Here is a 17688-nt window from a genome sequence, read left to right as displayed (position 1 = left end):
CTCCGCGGCGGCCCGGACCACAGGGTCCGGGCCGCCGCGGAGCACGTCGACGGCCGGCCCACCCCGCCCGCCGTCGTCCGTCCCCCTCGCACCGCCCGAAAGGCACCCACCCCATGCTGACCGCAGTGGAACTGGGTCTGATCTACGCCGTCGTCGCGCTCGGCGTGTACCTGACCTTCCGCATCCTCGACTTCCCCGACCTCACGGTGGACGGCTCGTTCACCACCGGCGCCGCCACGGCCGCCGTGCTCATCACGGGCGGCACGCCGGTGCCACTGGCCATGCTCGCCGCGTTCGTGGCGGGCGCGCTCGCGGGCCTCGTCACCGGCCTGCTGCACACCAAGGGCCGGATCGACGGCCTGCTCGCCGGCATCCTCACGATGATCGCGCTCTACTCGATCAACCTGCGGATCATGGGCAAGGCCAACATCCCCCTGCTCGGCCAGGACACCCTGTTCACGTGGCTCGACGACCTGGGCCTGGCCCGGAACTGGGGCTCGATCCTCGTGCTCTTCCTCGGCGTGTTCGTGGTGAAGCTGATCCTCGACTGGTTCCTGCACACGGACCTGGGCCTCGCCCTGCAGGCGACCGGTGACAACGAGGAGATGATCCGCTCGTACGGCGTCTCCACGGACCGGATGAAGATCCTCGGCCTGATGATCTCCAACGGCCTCGTGGCCCTCGGCGGTTCCCTGCTGGCCATGTACCAGGGCTTCGCGGACATCTCCATGGGCATCGGCCTCATCCTCGTGGGCCTGGCGTCCGTGATCGTGGGCCAGGCCGTGTTCGGCCAGCGCACGGTCTTCTGGGCGACGCTCGCCGTGATCGTCGGCGCCGTGCTCTACCGCCTGATCATCCAGTTCGCCCTCAACGCGGGCCTGAGCCCGAACGACATGAAGCTGATCTCCGCGGCTCTCGTCGTCGTGGCCCTGCTGCTGCCGCGCTTCGGCTTCGCCACGCGCCTGGGCCTGCGCACGCGGGGCACGGCCGTGACCCCGGGGCCGGCCGCCGCCGCTCCGGCCACCGCCGGCATGCCTTTGACCGGCGAGCCGGGCGGCGCCACCCCCGCCGCATCCGTCTCCGAGGAGGCCCCCCGTGCTTGAGATCTCACAGGTCTCCAAGACCTTCTTCCCGAACACCGTCAACGAGCGGCGCGCCCTGCAGGGCATCGACCTGTACCTGGCCGAGGGCGACTTCGTCACCGTGATCGGCTCCAACGGCGCCGGCAAGTCCACGATCCTGAACACGATCGCCGGCAAGCTGCTCCCGGACACCGGCACCGTGGCCGTGGGCGGCAAGGACGTCACCCGCATGCCGGACCACCGCCGCGCGGCCTCGATCGGCCGGGTGTTCCAGGACCCGACGGCGGGCACGGCCCCGAATCTCACGATCGAGGAGAACATGGCCCTGGCCTGGCGACGCGGGCACGCCCGCGGGCTCTCGCGGGGCGTCTCCCGCGCCCGGCGCGCGATGTTCCGCGACGAGCTCACGAAGCTCGAACTCGGCCTGGAGAACCGCCTCACCGCCAAGGTCGGGCTGCTCTCCGGTGGCCAGCGTCAGGCGCTCAGCCTGCTCATGGCCACGTTCTCCGGACCGAAGATCCTGCTGCTGGACGAGCACACCGCCGCCCTGGACCCGTCCCGGGCGGAGCTGGTGACCCGCCTGACCCGGCAGGTGGTGGCCGAGCACCGGCTCACCACGCTGATGGTCACGCACAACATGTCCCAGGCCCTCGAGGTCGGCAACCGGCTGATCATGATGCACGACGGCCGGATCATCCTCGAGCTGGACGAGCAGGAGAAGGCCGGGCGCACCCCGGCGGACCTGCTGGCCGAGTTCGGCAAGATCAAGGGCGCCGTCGTGGACGACAAGACCATGCTGTCCTGAGCGTCCCGTCCGGCGCCCCGTCCCCGGCCCGCCCCTCCGCCCCCCACGGCGGGCGGGCGGGCCGGCCGTTCTCACCGGCGCGGCCGCGGGGTAGCGTCGTGGCGTGAGCACCGTGAAGCCCGACACCCAGAGCGCCACCGCAGCCGATGTCCGCCTCCAGACCGTCACGGGGCGTATCCCGGTGACGGACGTGCAGCCCGTTGTGCTGGACGGCCGGTTCCCGGCGAAGGCCGTGGTCGGCGAGGACATCCCCGTCCGCGCGACCGTGTTCCGCGAGGGCCACGACTCCGTGCGCGCCACCGTCCGCCTGTTCGACCCGGCCGGCGCCGAGGTGCAGCGCGTGCAGATGCGTCCGGGCCGGCCCGGCCTGGACGAGGTCGTGGCCACGCTGCGGCCCGCCGAGCCGGGCCTGCACCAGTTCGTGGTCGAGGGCTGGGACGATCCGGTGGGCACGTGGAAGCACGCGGCCACCGTCAAGATCGCCGCCGGCGTCGACGTGGAGCTGATGCTCGCCGAGGGCGCCGCCCTGTTCCGCCGGGCCGCCGAGGACGCGGAGCGCTCGGCCGAGGACCGCGCCGTGTTCGAGGAGGTCGTTCGCGGCCTCGAGGACGAGTCGCTCATCCCGGCCCAGCGCCTGGCCTCCGCCGAGTCGGCGGAGGTGTCCGCCGTCCTCCACGCCCGCCCCGTGCGGGAGCACCTCACGAGCTCCGAGCTCTACCCGCTGGACGTGCAGCGCGAGCTCGCCGGCCGCGGCGCCTGGTACGAGTTCTTCCCCCGCTCCGAGGGCGCCCGCTTCGACGAGGCCTCCGGCACGTGGTCCTCTGGCACCTTCGCGACGGCGGCCGACCGGCTCCCGGCGGTCGCCCGGATGGGCTTCCAGGTGGTCTACCTGCCGCCGATCCACCCGATCGGCACCACGCACCGCAAGGGTCCGAACAACACGCTGACGGCCGGGCCGCAGGACCCGGGCTCGCCGTGGGCGATCGGTGGGCCCGAGGGCGGGCACGACGCCGTGCACCCGGACCTGGGCACCGTCGAGGACTTCGAGGCGTTCGTGGCCGCGGCCGCGGACGAGGGCCTCGAAGTGGCCCTGGACCTGGCCCTGCAGTGCTCCCCGGACCACCCGTGGGTCGCCGCGCACCCGGAGTGGTTCACCACCCGCGTGGACGGCACCATCGCGTATGCGGAGAACCCGCCGAAGAAGTACCAGGACATCTACCCGCTGAACTTCGACAACGACCCGGGCGGCCTCGCCCAGGCGGTGCTGGACGTGGTGCGGGGCTGGGTGGCCCGCGGCGTGCACATCTTCCGCGTGGACAACCCGCACACCAAGCCCCTGTGGTTCTGGGAGTGGCTGATCGCGAAGGTCCGCGCCGAGGAGCCGCGCGTCGTGTTCCTCGCCGAGGCCTTCACCCGTCCCGCGATGATGCACGCCCTGGGCAAGGTCGGGTTCCAGCAGTCCTACGGGTACTTCACCTGGCGGAACACGGCCGAGGAGCTTGCGGAGTACCTCCAGGAGATCTCGCACGAGACGCCGGCGTTCTATCGCCCCAACCTCTTCGTCAACACGCCGGACATCCTCACGGAGTACCTGCAGCACGGCGGCCCGGGCGCGTTCCGGATCCGCGCCGTCGTCGCCGCCACGGCCAGCCCGCTGTGGGGCGTCTACGCCGGGTTCGAGCTGTTCGAGCACGTGGCCCGGCCGGGCGCGGAGGAGTACATCGACAACGAGAAGTACGAGTACCGCCCCCGGGACTGGGAGGGCGCGGAGGCCGCGGGTGCCTCGCTCGCCCCGTACCTCACCCGGCTCAATGAGATCCGCGCGGCGCACCCGGCGCTGGGCGACCTGCAGAACCTGACCCTGCACGCCTCGACGCACCCTGACCTGCTCGTGTTCTCGAAGACGCGCTCGGCCCGGCCCGAGGGTGCGCACCGGGACGCCGAGGCGGTCACCGACGCCGGTCCCGCGGAGGACACCCTGATCGTCGTCGTCACCACGAACCCGCACGACGTCGTCGAGGCGACCCTGGACCTGGACCTCGAGGCGCTGCGTCTGCGCCCCGAGGACCGCGACGCGTCCGGGGCCGTCGAGGTGGAGGACCTGCTCACCGGCCAGCGCTGGCGGTGGGGCCGCACCCCGTACGTCCGCCTGGACCCGAACGTCGAGCCCGCCCATGTCCTGCGGGTCGTCCGGAACGGCTGAGCCGCTCCCGACGCCCGCCGTCCCCAGAACAGGAATCGCCATGACCCCGTCCGCCGCCCCCCGTCCCGCCGTCGCCCCGCTCGCCGTGGACCCGGAGGTGCTGGCCGCCGTCGCGCAGGGCCGGCACCACGATCCGCACACCGTGCTGGGCGCCCACCCGCATCCCGACGGCGCGGCGGTCACCTACCGCGTGCTGCGCCCGCTGGCGCGCACGGTCACGGTGGTCCGCGCCGGCGACGGGCAGCGGGTGGAGCTGACGCACGAGCACGACGGCGTGTTCGCGGGCGTGGCCCCGACGCCCCGCGTGGCCGGGGCTGCCGCGGGCGACTACCGCGTCGAGGTGGCGTACGAGACCGAGGACGGCACGACCGGCCCCGTCCAGGAGCAGGACGACGCGTACCGGCACCTGCCCACGCTCGGCGAGCTGGACCTGCACCTGATCGGGGAGGGCCGGCACGAACGGCTGTGGGAGGTGCTGGGCGCCCGCGTGGTCCGCACCTCCGCGGGCGAGGCCGTCGGCACGGCCTTCGCGGTCTGGGCGCCGAACGCGCGGGCCGTGCGCGTGGTGGGCGACCACAACGGCTGGGACGGCCGGACCCATGCCATGCGGTCCCTCGGCTCCTCCGGCGTGTGGGAGCTGCTGGTGCCTGGCGTCGGTCACGGCGACCGCTACAAGTTCGAGATCCTCGGCCGGGACGGGCTCTGGCGGCAGAAGGCGGACCCGATGGCCCGCTGGACGGAGGTCCCGCCGGCCACGGCCTCGCGTGTGCTCGAGTCCGACTACGCCTTCGGGGACCGCACCTGGATGGAGCGCCGCCGTCTCACGGACCCGCACGAGCGCCCGCTGAGCATCTACGAGGTGCACCTGGGCTCGTGGCGGCCCGGGCTGGACTACCGCGAGCTGGCCGAGCAGCTCGTGGAGTACGTGCAGTGGCTCGGGTTCACGCACGTGGAGTTCCTGCCGGTCGCGGAGCATCCGTTCGGCGGGTCCTGGGGCTACCAGGTGACCGGCTACTACGCCCCCACCTCCCGGTTCGGCTCCCCGGACGAGTTCAAGCACCTGGTAGACGCGCTCCACCGGGCGGGGATCGGCGTCATCGTGGACTGGGTGCCGGCGCACTTCCCGAAGGACGAGTGGGCGCTCGCGCGCTTCGACGGGACCGCCCTGTACGAGCACCCGGACCCGCGGCGGGGCGAACATCCCGACTGGGGCACCCTCGTGTTCGACTTCGGCCGCACCGAGGTCCGCAACTTCCTCGTGGCCAACGCGCTCTACTGGCTCGGCGAGTTCCACATCGACGGGCTGCGCGTGGACGCCGTCGCCTCGATGCTCTACCTGGACTACTCGCGCGAGGACGGGCAGTGGGAGCCCAACGTGCACGGCGGCAACCACAACCTCGAGGCCATCGACTTCCTGCGCGAGGTCAACGCGACCGTGTACCGCCTGCACCCCGGCGTCCACATGATCGCGGAGGAGTCCACGGCCTTCTCCGGGGTGAGCGCTCCCGTGGACGCGGGCGGTCTCGGCTTCGGCAAGAAGTGGAACATGGGCTGGATGCACGACACCCTGGCCTACCTGTCCCAGGACCCGGTCAACCGCCGGTGGCACCACGAGCAGTGGACGTTCTCCCTGGTGTACGCCTACTCGGAGAACTACGTGCTGCCGCTGTCCCACGATGAGGTCGTCCACGGCAAGGGCTCCCTGCTGGGCCGCATCCCGGGCGACCGACGGCAGCAGCTGGCGACCCTGCGCGCCTACTACGGGTACATGTGGGCGCACCCCGGCAAGCAGCTGCTGTTCATGGGCGGGGAGTACGCGCAGCCGAGCGAGTGGTCCGAGGGCGAGGGCCTGGACTGGCCCGTCTCGTGGGATGAGGCGCACCGCGGGGTCCAGCTGACGATCCGGGAGCTCAACGCGCTCTACCGCAGCAAGCCGGCGCTGTGGTCGCTGGACCACAGCCCGGAGGGATTCTCGTGGGTGGACGGCGGCGACGCCGACGGCAACACGCTCGTGTTCCTCCGCATGCCCGCGGCGCAGGTGGTGCCGGAGACACGGATCGACGACGACGGCGCCGCGGTCCCGGCCGCTGAACCGGGCGGCGCCCCGCTGCTGTGCATCACCAACCTCTCGGGGTCGCCGCGTCAGGGGTTGCGCGTGGGGGTGCCGTCCGCGGGGGAGTGGACGGTGGTGCTGGACACGGACTCAACCGACTTCCACGGTGACGGCTGGCGGGAGCAGACCGGCCAGTCCGAGGTGATCGCGGCACACGAGGGCCAGTGGCAGGGCCAGCCGGCCCACGTCACGGTGAACGTGCCGGCGCTGACCACCCTGTGGCTCCAGCCGACCCTGGACACGACGGCCACGCCCTGAGGAGTGGTGCACGTCACGGCCGGGGGTGACGGCGCTGGAGCGTCGAACGGGGCGGGCCAGGCCGAAGGAATGCGCGAGAACAGGCGGAAACCGGCCGCCCACCCTTGACCGCACGCCGGGTGCCGCCCCTGATTTTGTGTTCGGTGGGATTCGTGTGTAGAGTTCCATCTCGTGCTCAAGACGCCGACCGGGTGACCGGGAGGCGGGGTGAAGAACACAGAATCCGCGGATTCATGCCGAGAATGGCAGGTCCAGGGCGGGTGGTGCTCACCGGGTGCGCGGCCGGCAGTGATGCGGGTCGGGATTCCTGAAGAAGATGATCTGGTTTGACAGCCGGGAATCATGTGGTAAGCTCTTCGAGGCCTTCCACGTGGATGGTCCGGTGAGTGTCTGACCCCGCGGAAGCGGAGTTGACATTGTCGGATCGCGTGGTAAGGTTTTCTAGCCCGGCCACGTGAACGGACGGTGAATGCTTCGGACACGGAGTTGACACGGTCGAAACGGATGGTCTAGGATGGAGAAGTTGCTCCAGAGCGAAACGGCCCGCGGAGCGGGTCGCTGAAGCTGGAAGCGCCTGTTGTTTGAGAACTCAATAGTGTGCCAAGTTTGTTGATGCCAATTGTTTTAACACATATTGGTTGATCATCGCCTGCCACCCCCGTGGTGTGGTGATGGTCTGCCAGGTATTGAATGGATGTCGTGGTGGTTATTTCCGGCTGCCACGGTGTTGTTCTGTAATTTTTTTACGGAGAGTTTGATCCTGGCTCAGGATGAACGCTGGCGGCGTGCTTAACACATGCAAGTCGAACGATGAAGCCCAGCTTGCTGGGTGGATTAGTGGCGAACGGGTGAGTAACACGTGAGTAACCTGCCCTTAACTCTGGGATAAGCCTGGGAAACTGGGTCTAATACCGGATAGGAGCGTCCACCGCATGGTGGGTGTTGGAAAGATTTATCGGTTTTGGATGGACTCGCGGCCTATCAGCTTGTTGGTGAGGTAATGGCTCACCAAGGCGACGACGGGTAGCCGGCCTGAGAGGGTGACCGGCCACACTGGGACTGAGACACGGCCCAGACTCCTACGGGAGGCAGCAGTGGGGAATATTGCACAATGGGCGCAAGCCTGATGCAGCGACGCCGCGTGAGGGATGACGGCCTTCGGGTTGTAAACCTCTTTCAGTAGGGAAGAAGCGAAAGTGACGGTACCTGCAGAAGAAGCACCGGCTAACTACGTGCCAGCAGCCGCGGTAATACGTAGGGTGCGAGCGTTATCCGGAATTATTGGGCGTAAAGAGCTCGTAGGCGGTTTGTCGCGTCTGTCGTGAAAGTCCGGGGCTTAACCCCGGATCTGCGGTGGGTACGGGCAGACTAGAGTGCAGTAGGGGAGACTGGAATTCCTGGTGTAGCGGTGGAATGCGCAGATATCAGGAGGAACACCGATGGCGAAGGCAGGTCTCTGGGCTGTAACTGACGCTGAGGAGCGAAAGCATGGGGAGCGAACAGGATTAGATACCCTGGTAGTCCATGCCGTAAACGTTGGGCACTAGGTGTGGGGACCATTCCACGGTTTCCGCGCCGCAGCTAACGCATTAAGTGCCCCGCCTGGGGAGTACGGCCGCAAGGCTAAAACTCAAAGGAATTGACGGGGGCCCGCACAAGCGGCGGAGCATGCGGATTAATTCGATGCAACGCGAAGAACCTTACCAAGGCTTGACATGTTCTCGATCGCCGTAGAGATACGGTTTCCCCTTTGGGGCGGGTTCACAGGTGGTGCATGGTTGTCGTCAGCTCGTGTCGTGAGATGTTGGGTTAAGTCCCGCAACGAGCGCAACCCTCGTTCCATGTTGCCAGCACGTAATGGTGGGGACTCATGGGAGACTGCCGGGGTCAACTCGGAGGAAGGTGAGGACGACGTCAAATCATCATGCCCCTTATGTCTTGGGCTTCACGCATGCTACAATGGCCGGTACAATGGGTTGCGATACTGTGAGGTGGAGCTAATCCCAAAAAGCCGGTCTCAGTTCGGATTGGGGTCTGCAACTCGACCCCATGAAGTCGGAGTCGCTAGTAATCGCAGATCAGCAACGCTGCGGTGAATACGTTCCCGGGCCTTGTACACACCGCCCGTCAAGTCACGAAAGTTGGTAACACCCGAAGCCGGTGGCCTAACCCTTGTGGGGGGAGCCGTCGAAGGTGGGACCAGCGATTGGGACTAAGTCGTAACAAGGTAGCCGTACCGGAAGGTGCGGCTGGATCACCTCCTTTCTAAGGAGCATCAGTGCCCGTTGCATCACCGCGTGTGTGATGGCGGGTTGCTCATGGGTGGAACATCAATGAATGGTGCCAGTGGTGGTGCCGGCAGTGCTCGAGTACGTCATGCCTTTGCGGGTGTGGTTGGAATGGGTGGTGTTGGTGGCTGCGAGCTGGTGTTGGCACACTGTTGGGTCCTGGAACAGCAGGTGCCCTGACCTGTGAGGGTTGGGGTTGTTGTTTCTGGTCTCCGTATCTTGTGAAGCTGGCCTTGTGGGTTGGTGGATGGGGTGTGGGTTGTTGTTTGAGAACTGCATAGTGGACGCGAGCATCTTATTTTTTTGTTGCTGCATCGTTGATCGCACTGTCCCCCCTGGGGTGGTGTGTGAGGTGTGGTGATGCCGAGAATGACATCTTAGTTAGATATTGCTCATTTGAGGACTTTCATTGTGTGTGAAAGTTTCCAAGGGCGCATGGTGGATGCCTTGGCAACAGGAGCCGAAGAAGGACGTGGGAATCTGCGATAAGCCTGGTGGAGTCGATAACCGGACGTTGAGACCAGGATTTCCGAATGGGGAAACCCCGCACGACGTGTCGTGTGACCCCCGGTTGAACACATAGACCGGGTGGAGGGAACGTGGGGAAGTGAAACATCTCAGTACCCACAGGAAGAGAAAACAAAAGTGATTCCGTTAGTAGTGGCGAGCGAACGCGGATGGGGCTAAACCGTATGTGTGTGATACCCGGCAGGGGTTGCATGTGCGGTGTTGTGGGCCCCTCCTTGTCATGTCTGCCGGCATGGCGCAGTGAGGTGCGGGCATATAGACGAACCAGTGTGGATGCTGGACCGTAGAGGGTGAGAGTCCCGTAGTCGAAATGTGTTCCGCCGCTGTTGGAGGGTTGCCCGAGTAGCACGGGGCCCGAGGAATCCCGTGTGAATCTGCCAGGACCACCTGGTAAGCCTGAATACTACCTGTTGACCGATAGCGGATCAGTACCGTGAGGGAATGGTGAAAAGTACCCCGGGAGGGGAGTGAAATAGTACCTGAAACCATGTGCCTACAAACCGTTGGAGCCTCCTTGTGGGGTGACAGCGTGCCTTTTGAAGAATGAGCCTGCGAGTTAGTGATACGTGGCGAGGTTAACCCGTGTGGGGAAGCCGTAGCGAAAGCGAGTCTGAATAGGGCGATTGAGTCGCGTGTCCTAGACCCGAAGCGGAGTGATCTACCCATGGCCAGGTTGAAGCGCGTGTAAGAGCGCGTGGAGGACCGAACCCACTTCAGTTGAAAATGGAGGGGATGAGCTGTGGGTAGGGGTGAAAGGCCAATCAAACTCCGTGATAGCTGGTTCTCCCCGAAATGCATTTAGGTGCAGCGTCACGTGTTTCTTCCCGGAGGTAGAGCTACTGGATGGACGATGGGCCCTACAAGGTTACTGACTTCAGCCAAACTCCGAATGCCGGGAAGTGAGAGCGTGGCAGTGAGACTGTGGGGGATAAGCTTCATAGTCGAGAGGGAAACAGCCCAGACCACCGGTTAAGGCCCCTAAGCGTGTGCTAAGTGGGAAAGGATGTGGAGTTGCTGAGACAACCAGGAGGTTGGCTTAGAAGCAGCCACCCTTGAAAGAGTGCGTAATAGCTCACTGGTCAAGTGATTCCGCGCCGACAATGTAGCGGGGCTCAAGTACACCGCCGAAACCGTGGCATTCAGTTTTGCTGGATGGGTAGGGGAGCGTCGTTCACGAGGTGAAGCCAGCGGGTAACTTCTGGTGGATTGTGGACGAGTGAGAATGCAGGCATGAGTAGCGAAAGACGGGTGAGAAACCCGTCCGCCGGATGACTAAGGGTTCCAGGGTCAAGCTAATCTGCCCTGGGTAAGTCGGGACCTAAGGCGAGGCCGACAGGCGTAGTCGATGGACAACGGGTTGATATTCCCGTACCAGTGAAGAACCGTCCATGTTGAGCCGGTGATACTAACCGCCCGAACCATCCCGAACCTCGTCTTTGACGGGGTCGGTGATGGGGAGCGCGGGACCTGAACCGGGGAGGCAAGCGCATTAACGGGTGTGACGCAGGAAGGTAGCCGGGCCGGGCAATGGAAATGACCTGGTCTAAGGGTGTAGGGCTGCTGGTAGGTAAATCCGCCGGCTGTATGCCTGAGACCTGATGGGCGCCCACATGGTGGGTGATCCGGTGATCCTATGCTGCCTAGAAAAGCATCGGCGCGAGGTTCAAACTGCCCGTACCCTAAACCGACACAGGTGGTCAGGTAGAGAATACTAAGGCGATCGAGAGAATCATGGTTAAGGAACTCGGCAAAATGCCCCCGTAACTTCGGGAGAAGGGGGGCCCCAACCTTGAGCACCACGTGCTGGTGTGAGGGGATCGGGGCCGCAGAGACCAGGGGGAAGCGACTGTTTATCAAAAACACAGGTCCATGCGAAGTCGTAAGACGATGTATATGGACTGACTCCTGCCCGGTGCTGGAAGGTTAAGGGGACCCGTTAGCTTCGGCGAAGCGGAGAACTTAAGCCCCAGTAAACGGCGGTGGTAACTATAACCATCCTAAGGTAGCGAAATTCCTTGTCGGGTAAGTTCCGACCTGCACGAATGGAGTAACGACTTCCCCGCTGTCTCAACCATGAACTCGGCGAAATTGCATTACGAGTAAAGATGCTCGTTACGCGCAGAAGGACGGAAAGACCCCGTGACCTTTACTATAGTTTGGTATTGGTATTCGGTGTGACTTGTGTAGGATAGGTGGGAGACTGTGAAGCGGGCACGCCAGTGTTCGTGGAGTCGCCGTTGAAATACCACTCTGGTCACTCTGGATATCTAACTTCGGCCCGTGATCCGGGTCAGGGACAGTGCCTGATGGGTAGTTTAACTGGGGCGGTTGCCTCCCAAAATGTAACGGAGGCGCCCAAAGGTTCCCTCAGCCTGGTTGGCAATCAGGTGTCGAGTGCAAGTGCACAAGGGAGCTTGACTGTGAGAGTGGCAGCTCGAGCAGGGACGAAAGTCGGGACTAGTGATCCGGCGGCTCGTTGTGGAACGGCCGTCGCTCAACGGATAAAAGGTACCTCGGGGATAACAGGCTGATCTTGCCCAAGAGTCCATATCGACGGCATGGTTTGGCACCTCGATGTCGGCTCGTCGCATCCTGGGGCTGGAGTAGGTCCCAAGGGTTGGGCTGTTCGCCCATTAAAGCGGTACGCGAGCTGGGTTCAGAACGTCGTGAGACAGTTCGGTCCCTATCCTCTGCGCGCGTTGGAAATTTGAGAAGGTCTGTCCTTAGTACGAGAGGACCGGGACGGACGAACCTCTGGTATGTCAGTTGTACCGCCAGGTGCATGGCTGATTAGCTACGTTCGGGATGGATAACCGCTGAAAGCATCTAAGCGGGAAGCCGGCTTCGAGATGAGATTTCCTTGCCCCTTTGAGGGTGTGAGGCCCCCAGCTAGAACACTGGGTTGATAGGCTGGATGTGGAAGCGAGGACTGAAGACTCGTGAAGCTGACCAGTACTAATAGGCCGATGACTTACACACACTCTTATTCCATTGCTTGCTTCAAGGTGATGGGTTGGTGTTCGCGTCCACTGTGCGGTTGTCTGATTGCAACCGGCTGTCCATGTGTTGGTGGATGGTTGGGGTGTTTCAGTTGAATAGTGTCACTGTTGTGTGACCCGTTAGGTTTCCCTGCTGTTGCCCGTGTTGAGGGTGGTGGTGTGGGGTTAGGGTTACGGCGGTCATAGCGTGGGGGAAACGCCCGGTTCCATTCCGAACCCGGAAGCTAAGGCCCACAGCGCCGATGGTACTGCAGCCGGGAGGTTGTGGGAGAGTAGGTCGCCGCCGGACATTCTTTGGGGGAGGGCCTCGCACTGTTGGTGCGAGGCCCTTCCCGCATTCCCGGGAGGATTCACCGGGCGGCCCCGTGCGATCTGCACGGGGCTTTCTGCGTTCCGGGTGCATTCACCCGCGGCGCTCAGAGCTCCTCGCCGGCCCGCAGTCGTGCCGTGAGCGCGCGGGTGAGTCGGCGGCGCAGCCGGCCGTGCTCCGTGCCCTGCTCCCGAAGGCGCGCGTGCACGGCGTCGGCATGGGCCGGCTTCTCCGAGTCGGGGAGTGCGAGGAAGTCGCGCAGCAGCGGCTCCAAGCGCCCGGTGAGGGCGAGCACGAGCTCCTGGGTCTCCACGGGCCGTGTGCGCTGCAGGCGAGTCCAGGCTGGCGCGTACTCGGCGGCGTGCTCGACCATCTCCCACGCGAGGGCCCAGCTGTCCGGGCGCAGTCGGTGCCGCTCCGCGCGCAACAGCTGTCGCAGGGCGGCCACGGCCTCCTCGAGCTCGGCGGCGGCCGGGGCGCCGTCGTCGTCGGGGGAGGGGCTCGCGGAGGAACGCGGGAACGGCCACCAGCTCATGCCGGCCTCTCTCGGATTCGCGGGGTGCGCAGAGGTCTCACGCGTGAGATTCTGCCCCGCATCTCTGTTTGGCGGCACCCGGTGTGGCTGGTATAGTCGCTCTCTGTTGGATTCAGGTCTGAGACCTCCAACGGGGTGTGGCGCAGCTTGGTAGCGCGCGTCGTTCGGGACGACGAGGCCGCAGGTTCAAATCCTGTCACCCCGACCAGAAAGAGCCCCCGCCGGATCGGCGGGGGCTCTTCTCGTCTCCGGGTGCTCACCGGGTGCGGTGCGTCAGTCCTGGCGGGACTCCAGGAACTGGAGATGCTCGGGGCGCGCCGGGTCCACTTCGCCGGCCACGTCGTCGTGTTCGTCCACCCAGTCCTTCACGTACGGGCAGACGGGGACGACCCGGCGGCCCGCGGCCACGGTGTCCTTCAGCGCCTCGCGCACGAGGGTCGAGGCCAGGCCCCGGCCCTCGTACTCGTGGTCGACCTTGGTGTGCGGGAAGATCCGCTGGGCCGGGCCGTCGGCGGTGTCGTCGTCGATCGCCGTCGTGAAGCCGGCCACCGTGCCCGCGCCGTCGATGACGATCTCGTACCTCTCCCCGTTCTTGCGGACCTGCGGGTGCTCCAGGCTGGGGGTCTGCTCGGTCATGGTCGGTCCTCTCGTTCCTGGGTGGACCCCGCCGCTGGGCCGGCGACGGGGAAGGGGTCAGCCGTCCCGGCGCCGCACGGGGTGGTGAGACAGGATCGAGATGCGGTTCGTCAGGTTCATCACCATCGCGACCCACTGCACGGCCGCGGACTGGGCGTCCGTGAGCGCGGCGGCCGTGGAGGCCTGCACGTAGTTCAGCTGCTCCTGCTCGGGGAGGTCCGTGACCGCCTCGGCGAGCTCGAGTGCGGCGCGCTCCTGCTCCGAGTACACGGCCTCGGCCTCACGCCACGCCGGCAGCAGCCCCAGGCGCTGCACGCTCAGACCGGCGTCGGCGCCCTGGCGGGTGTGCCGGTCCAGGCAGAACACGCAGCCGTTGAGCTGGGAGACCCGGAGGTTCACGAGCTCCACGAGCTGCCGGTCCAGCCCGGCCTGCTCGGCGGCGGCGCGCGCGGCCGAGGCCAGCGGCCCGACCGCGTGCCACGCCTCGGGCACGGCCTTGTCGAGGAGGAACGCGAGGGGGTCCTGACGGGGTGCGGGGGTGTCAGCGGCGGTCATGGTCCTTCACTGGCTCGCAGAACGGGGCGGTGGGCCAGGGACCGGGTGCCCGGCCCGGACGAGCTTCCGGCTCAGATCCGGCCCCGACCGGCTCAGAATCGGCCGGACGAGCCCGCCCCGGAGAACGAGCCGCCCGAGGATCCGTAGCCGGTCCCGGAGGAGCTGGACTGCGCCTGGCGATGGTCCTGGACGGACCGCTCGCCGGCCTGGTGGCCCGTGGTGAAGGCCACCACCGTCCAGTAGGCATCCGCCGGCAGCGCGGAGTCCAGGATCGAGCCGCGCCCGGACCGGGCCGGGCCACGGTGCGAGCGCAGCTCGTCGCGCAGCAGCTCACGCTCGGCGTCGTCCTTGCCGAACGCCGCCACCTCGGCGTCGGCGAGGGCGGAGACGAGCCCGGTCAGGCGACGCCGCAGGGCGTCCAGCTCATCCAGCGCCGCGGCCGGGGTCAGGCGCTCGTCCTGGAGGTCCGCGCCCAGCGCCTCGAGTCGGTCCTGGGCCTCGGTGCGGAAGGACTCCAGCGCGGCGACGGCGGATCGGACGGGTCCGGCGGAGCCGACGGAGGAGGCCAGCGTGCCGACGGCGTCCAGGTCGGCCCGCAGCGGGGCGGTCTGCTGGTCCCACGCCGACGGCCACCCCGCGTGGCGGTTGAGGAAGGTGTTCGCCGCGGCCACGGCGTCGTCGAGGCGGTCGAGCTCACGGGCGCGGTCCCGGACGTCCTCCGCGGCCCGGGCGTGCTCTGTGCGATGCAGGCTGCGCTCCGGCAGGGCCTCGAGGCGGTCCAGTTCCGCCGACGCATCGAGCGCCTGGCGCCGGAAGTTGCGGAAGCGCTCCATCAGCGCGGCCGCGTGGGGCGAGTCCTCGGGCACCGTAGACGCGTTCACCTCGGTGGTGTCCATCTCCAGGGTGACGGGGGTCAGGTGGGTGCGGGCCTCGGCCAGCAGGTCGGCCGTCCGGCGGCGGCGACGCCGTCGGCTCGCGAGTGCCGCGGCCGCGGCGCCACCGCCCGCCACACCGACGATCCCCGCGCCGAACCACAGTTCGGGAGCCTGCCACCAGGGGCGCCCGATCAGCTCGGCGGCGGCGTCCGTCACATCCACGACCGTGTCCGTCCATCGGGCCGCACGGGCCGCTTCGTGTCCGGCCTCGCGCACCTCCCGCAGCTGGCCCGTGCTGAGCATCCGGTCCTCGCCCACGTACACCCCGATCACCCGGTTGTCCGGGTCGAGCGCCACGATCACGAGGCCGTCGGCCCATTTCTGGCCGTCCGCGCTGAGCCAGTCCGGGTGCTCCGCGCGAGCCCGCTCGAGCACCCGCCCGTTGAACGCCTGAGACGCGCGGTCGTCGTCCAGTGCGGACAGGTCCGGGCCGTGCTCGGTGACCACGGCGACGCGGGTCGGCTCCCGGAACTCGATCCCCGCCAGGTCACGGCGCAGCTGGGCGGGGTCGATCACGCCCGCGTCATCCACGAGCTCCACCTGGTCCCAGGCCACGGCGTGGGCCTGCGGCGCGGCGGCGACGACGGCGCCCGTCACCCCCGCCGTGACCGGCAGGGCGACGACGGTGGCGGACGCCGCCGGTCCGGTGAGGGCGGCGGCGGACAGGGCGACCGCGGTGAGCGTGCGGCGGGCGGTGCGGTGCGTCGGACGGGTCACGGGGCCTCCTGGACGGGTCGGCGGTCCCGCCCAGCGTAGGCACCGCAGCCGGTGGCGCGCCTCAGCCGGTGGGCGCGTCGGCGAGCAGCGCGGCGAGCCGGCCGGCGTCGTGCGCGGTGCCGAATCCCGCCGCCCCCGGCTCGAGGACCCCGGCCCGGTCGAGGCCCGTGTAGGGGACCGCGTCGAAGCCCATCGCGGTGACGAGGGCGACCACCGTGTCGCGCGCGGCGGCGACCGCGGCCGGCTCGGGCGCCGCGTCAGTCCGCTCGGTGCCCACCGCGAGGGCGCGACGCGGGGCCGTGGCGCGCCCGGCGTCCTCCAGGTCGTGATGCGAGATCTCCGAGAACGCGCGCACGACGGGCACGCGCAGCCCTGCGGCGGCCCAGCGCGCGGCGATCCGGACGGAGCCGGGCGAGCCGTCGTCGTCGAGCCACGCCGGGACGGGCTCGCCCGGCCACGTGTTGGTCAGGTCCACCACGGCGCGCGTGGCCGGCCCGGCGAGGGCGAGCGGGTCGACGTCGTCGAGCGCCTCGCGCGGCACGGCCACGACGACGAGCTCCGCCTCCGCCGCCAGGTCCTCGGCCGACACGGCGACGGCCTCGGGCGCGTAGATCGTCAGGTGACGCTGGACCGCCGCGGGGCGCCGCGTGCCCGCGACCATCACCCGTGGGGCGGCCGTGCCCGGGGAGAGGCGGGGGATGCGCGCGATCGCCCGTGCCAGCGCGGTGCCCGCCCGCCCCGCACCGAGGATGCCGACGACGCGGGGCAGGGCGTCCGCCGGCGCCGCCTCAGACGAGCTCATTGCGCTGGCGTCCCAGCCCGGTGATCTCCACCTCGACGACGTCGTCGGGACGCAGCCACGGGCGGCGGCCCTCGGCGTCCCGGCGGGCCAGGGCGACCCCTGCGGGCGTGCCGGTCAGGATCAGGTCACCCGGGTTCAGGGTGATCAGCTGCGAGGCGTAGGAGACCAGCTCGGCGGGGGAGAAGACGACGTCGGCGACCCTGTCCTCCTGACGCAGCTCACCGTTGACGTGCGTGAGGACGCGCGCGTCCGCCGGGAACTCTTCCGGGGTGACCAGCCACGGACCCACGGGCGTCGAGGCCTCCCACACCTTGCCCTGCAGCCACTCGGAGGTGCGGCCCTGGAAGCCGCGCATGGAGATGTCGTTGGCCACCGCGTAGCCCGCGATGTGCTCCGGGGCGTCCTCGACGGCGATGCGTCGGCCCGGCTCCCCGACCACGATGCACAGCTCGCCCTCGTAGTCGACCCGGTGGTCCTCCTCGGGGACCTCGATCGGGTCCAGCGCACCCGTGAGGGACTGCGGGAACTTCGCGAACAGCGTCGGATGCTCGGGGCGATCCAGGCCCGTCTCGTCGATGTGGTTCGTGTAGTTCAGGCCCACGCAGAACACCTTGGTGGGGAAGGGCACGAGCGTGTCGTAGACGAGGCCGGAGGTGTCCAGCAGGAGGGACCGGTCGGCCTGCGCCGCGCGGAGGGCACCCTCCACCATCTCCCGCTGCTCCTCCGGCGTGGCGGTGAGGTACTCGCCGACGTCGCGACAGTCCGGCAGGGCGACGGCGCGCACGGCGACCTCGGGGTCCTCGGGGTGCACGGAGGTGATGACCGCGGCGAACGTGGCGCCGGGGTAGGCGGCGTCGGAGTCGGGCTGGCGGAACGTGGCGAGCTTCATGGACCCATCCCATCACAGGGCGGCGGGTCCGGA

Annotated in this window: 10 protein-coding genes, 1 tRNA gene and 3 rRNA genes; 8 read left to right on the top strand and 6 right to left on the bottom strand. The window is 67.6% G+C overall.

All coding sequences use genetic code 11. From position 1 onward, the window contains the following. Positions 1–113: 113 nt before the first annotated feature. The 7 genes from HDA34_RS05265 (at position 114) to rrf (ending at position 12565) form a co-directional block, all read left to right on the top strand. Positions 114–1103 carry an ABC transporter permease gene (locus HDA34_RS05265; protein WP_098093600.1) on the top strand — a complete coding sequence of 330 codons (990 nt, stop codon included), beginning with the start codon at positions 114–116 and terminating at the stop codon, positions 1101–1103. Then, positions 1096–1887 carry an ABC transporter ATP-binding protein gene (locus HDA34_RS05260; protein WP_134376973.1) on the top strand — a complete coding sequence of 264 codons (792 nt, stop codon included), beginning with the start codon at positions 1096–1098 and terminating at the stop codon, positions 1885–1887. The genes HDA34_RS05265 and HDA34_RS05260 overlap by 8 nt, the downstream gene beginning before the upstream one ends. Before the next feature lie 103 nt (positions 1888–1990). Beyond that, positions 1991–4090: an alpha-1,4-glucan--maltose-1-phosphate maltosyltransferase gene (locus HDA34_RS05255; RefSeq protein WP_049147756.1), complete on the top strand. Its 2100-nt coding sequence runs from the start codon at positions 1991–1993 to the stop codon at positions 4088–4090. A gap of 40 nt (positions 4091–4130) precedes the next feature. Continuing rightward, on the top strand, positions 4131–6461 hold the full coding sequence (gene glgB / locus HDA34_RS05250) for a 1,4-alpha-glucan branching protein GlgB (RefSeq protein WP_134376972.1): 2331 nt from the start codon (positions 4131–4133) through the stop codon (positions 6459–6461). A gap of 742 nt (positions 6462–7203) precedes the next feature. Then, positions 7204–8726, top strand: a 16S ribosomal RNA gene (locus HDA34_RS05245). Between the two features lie 438 nt (positions 8727–9164). Then, positions 9165–12256: ribosomal RNA gene (locus HDA34_RS05240) — 23S ribosomal RNA — on the top strand. Positions 12257–12448: 192 nt separating this feature from the next. After that, positions 12449–12565 (top strand): 5S ribosomal RNA (rrf, locus tag HDA34_RS05235). The 16S, 23S and 5S rRNA genes sit together here, the layout of an rRNA operon. Before the next feature lie 127 nt (positions 12566–12692). Here rrf and HDA34_RS05230 read toward each other — a convergent pair. After that, a complete protein-coding gene (locus HDA34_RS05230; protein WP_036315952.1) occupies positions 12693–13121 on the bottom strand; it encodes a hypothetical protein in 429 nt (142 codons plus the stop codon). Positions 13122–13252: 131 nt separating this feature from the next. Here HDA34_RS05230 and HDA34_RS05225 point away from each other — a divergent pair. Then, positions 13253–13329, top strand: a tRNA-Pro gene (locus tag HDA34_RS05225). 65 nt (positions 13330–13394) lie between these two features. On the opposite strand, the gene HDA34_RS05220 is transcribed toward HDA34_RS05225, so the two are convergent. From HDA34_RS05220 to HDA34_RS05200, 5 genes are all read right to left on the bottom strand, one after another. Next, positions 13395–13757: a GNAT family N-acetyltransferase gene (locus HDA34_RS05220; RefSeq protein ID WP_073117502.1), complete on the bottom strand. Its 363-nt coding sequence runs from the start codon at positions 13755–13757 to the stop codon at positions 13395–13397. A gap of 57 nt (positions 13758–13814) precedes the next feature. Continuing rightward, the gene (locus HDA34_RS05215; RefSeq protein ID WP_134377468.1) at positions 13815–14312 is read right to left on the bottom strand and encodes a carboxymuconolactone decarboxylase family protein; all 498 of its coding nucleotides are present in this window, start codon (positions 14310–14312) and stop codon (positions 13815–13817) included. A 92-nt stretch (positions 14313–14404) separates the two neighbouring features. Continuing rightward, the gene (locus HDA34_RS05210) at positions 14405–15964 is read right to left on the bottom strand and encodes a DUF5129 domain-containing protein (protein ID WP_134377467.1); all 1560 of its coding nucleotides are present in this window, start codon (positions 15962–15964) and stop codon (positions 14405–14407) included. Positions 15965–16025: 61 nt separating this feature from the next. Continuing rightward, positions 16026–16766, bottom strand: coding sequence for an NADPH-dependent F420 reductase (locus HDA34_RS05205; protein WP_134377466.1), 741 nt, complete (start codon positions 16764–16766; stop codon positions 16026–16028). Next, positions 16753–17655: a fumarylacetoacetate hydrolase family protein gene (locus HDA34_RS05200; RefSeq protein ID WP_020625724.1), complete on the bottom strand. Its 903-nt coding sequence runs from the start codon at positions 17653–17655 to the stop codon at positions 16753–16755. The genes HDA34_RS05205 and HDA34_RS05200 overlap by 14 nt, the downstream gene beginning before the upstream one ends. Positions 17656–17688 lie beyond the last annotated feature (33 nt).

It is taken from the genome of Micrococcus luteus, assembly GCF_014138885.1.
Classification (GTDB): domain Bacteria; phylum Actinomycetota; class Actinomycetes; order Actinomycetales; family Micrococcaceae; genus Micrococcus; species Micrococcus luteus.
The sequence above is the reverse complement of the archived record's forward strand: the minus strand, read 5'-3'. Positions and strand labels throughout refer to the sequence as shown.

Bases quoted from the DNA above. Each gene is read 5' to 3' on its own strand.
- HDA34_RS05220 (WP_073117502.1), bottom strand. From the start codon at position 13,757: ATGACCGAGCAGACCCCCAGCCTGGAGCACCCGCAGGTCCGCAAGAAC.
- HDA34_RS05265 (WP_098093600.1), top strand. From the start codon at position 114: ATGCTGACCGCAGTGGAACTGGGTCTGATCTACGCCGTCGTCGCGCTC.
- HDA34_RS05230 (WP_036315952.1), bottom strand. From the start codon at position 13,121: ATGAGCTGGTGGCCGTTCCCGCGTTCCTCCGCGAGCCCCTCCCCCGAC.
- HDA34_RS05200 (WP_020625724.1), bottom strand. From the start codon at position 17,655: ATGAAGCTCGCCACGTTCCGCCAGCCCGACTCCGACGCCGCCTACCCC.
- HDA34_RS05215 (WP_134377468.1), bottom strand. From the start codon at position 14,312: ATGACCGCCGCTGACACCCCCGCACCCCGTCAGGACCCCCTCGCGTTC.
- HDA34_RS05205 (WP_134377466.1), bottom strand. From the start codon at position 16,766: ATGAGCTCGTCTGAGGCGGCGCCGGCGGACGCCCTGCCCCGCGTCGTC.
- glgB (WP_134376972.1), top strand. From the start codon at position 4,131: ATGACCCCGTCCGCCGCCCCCCGTCCCGCCGTCGCCCCGCTCGCCGTG.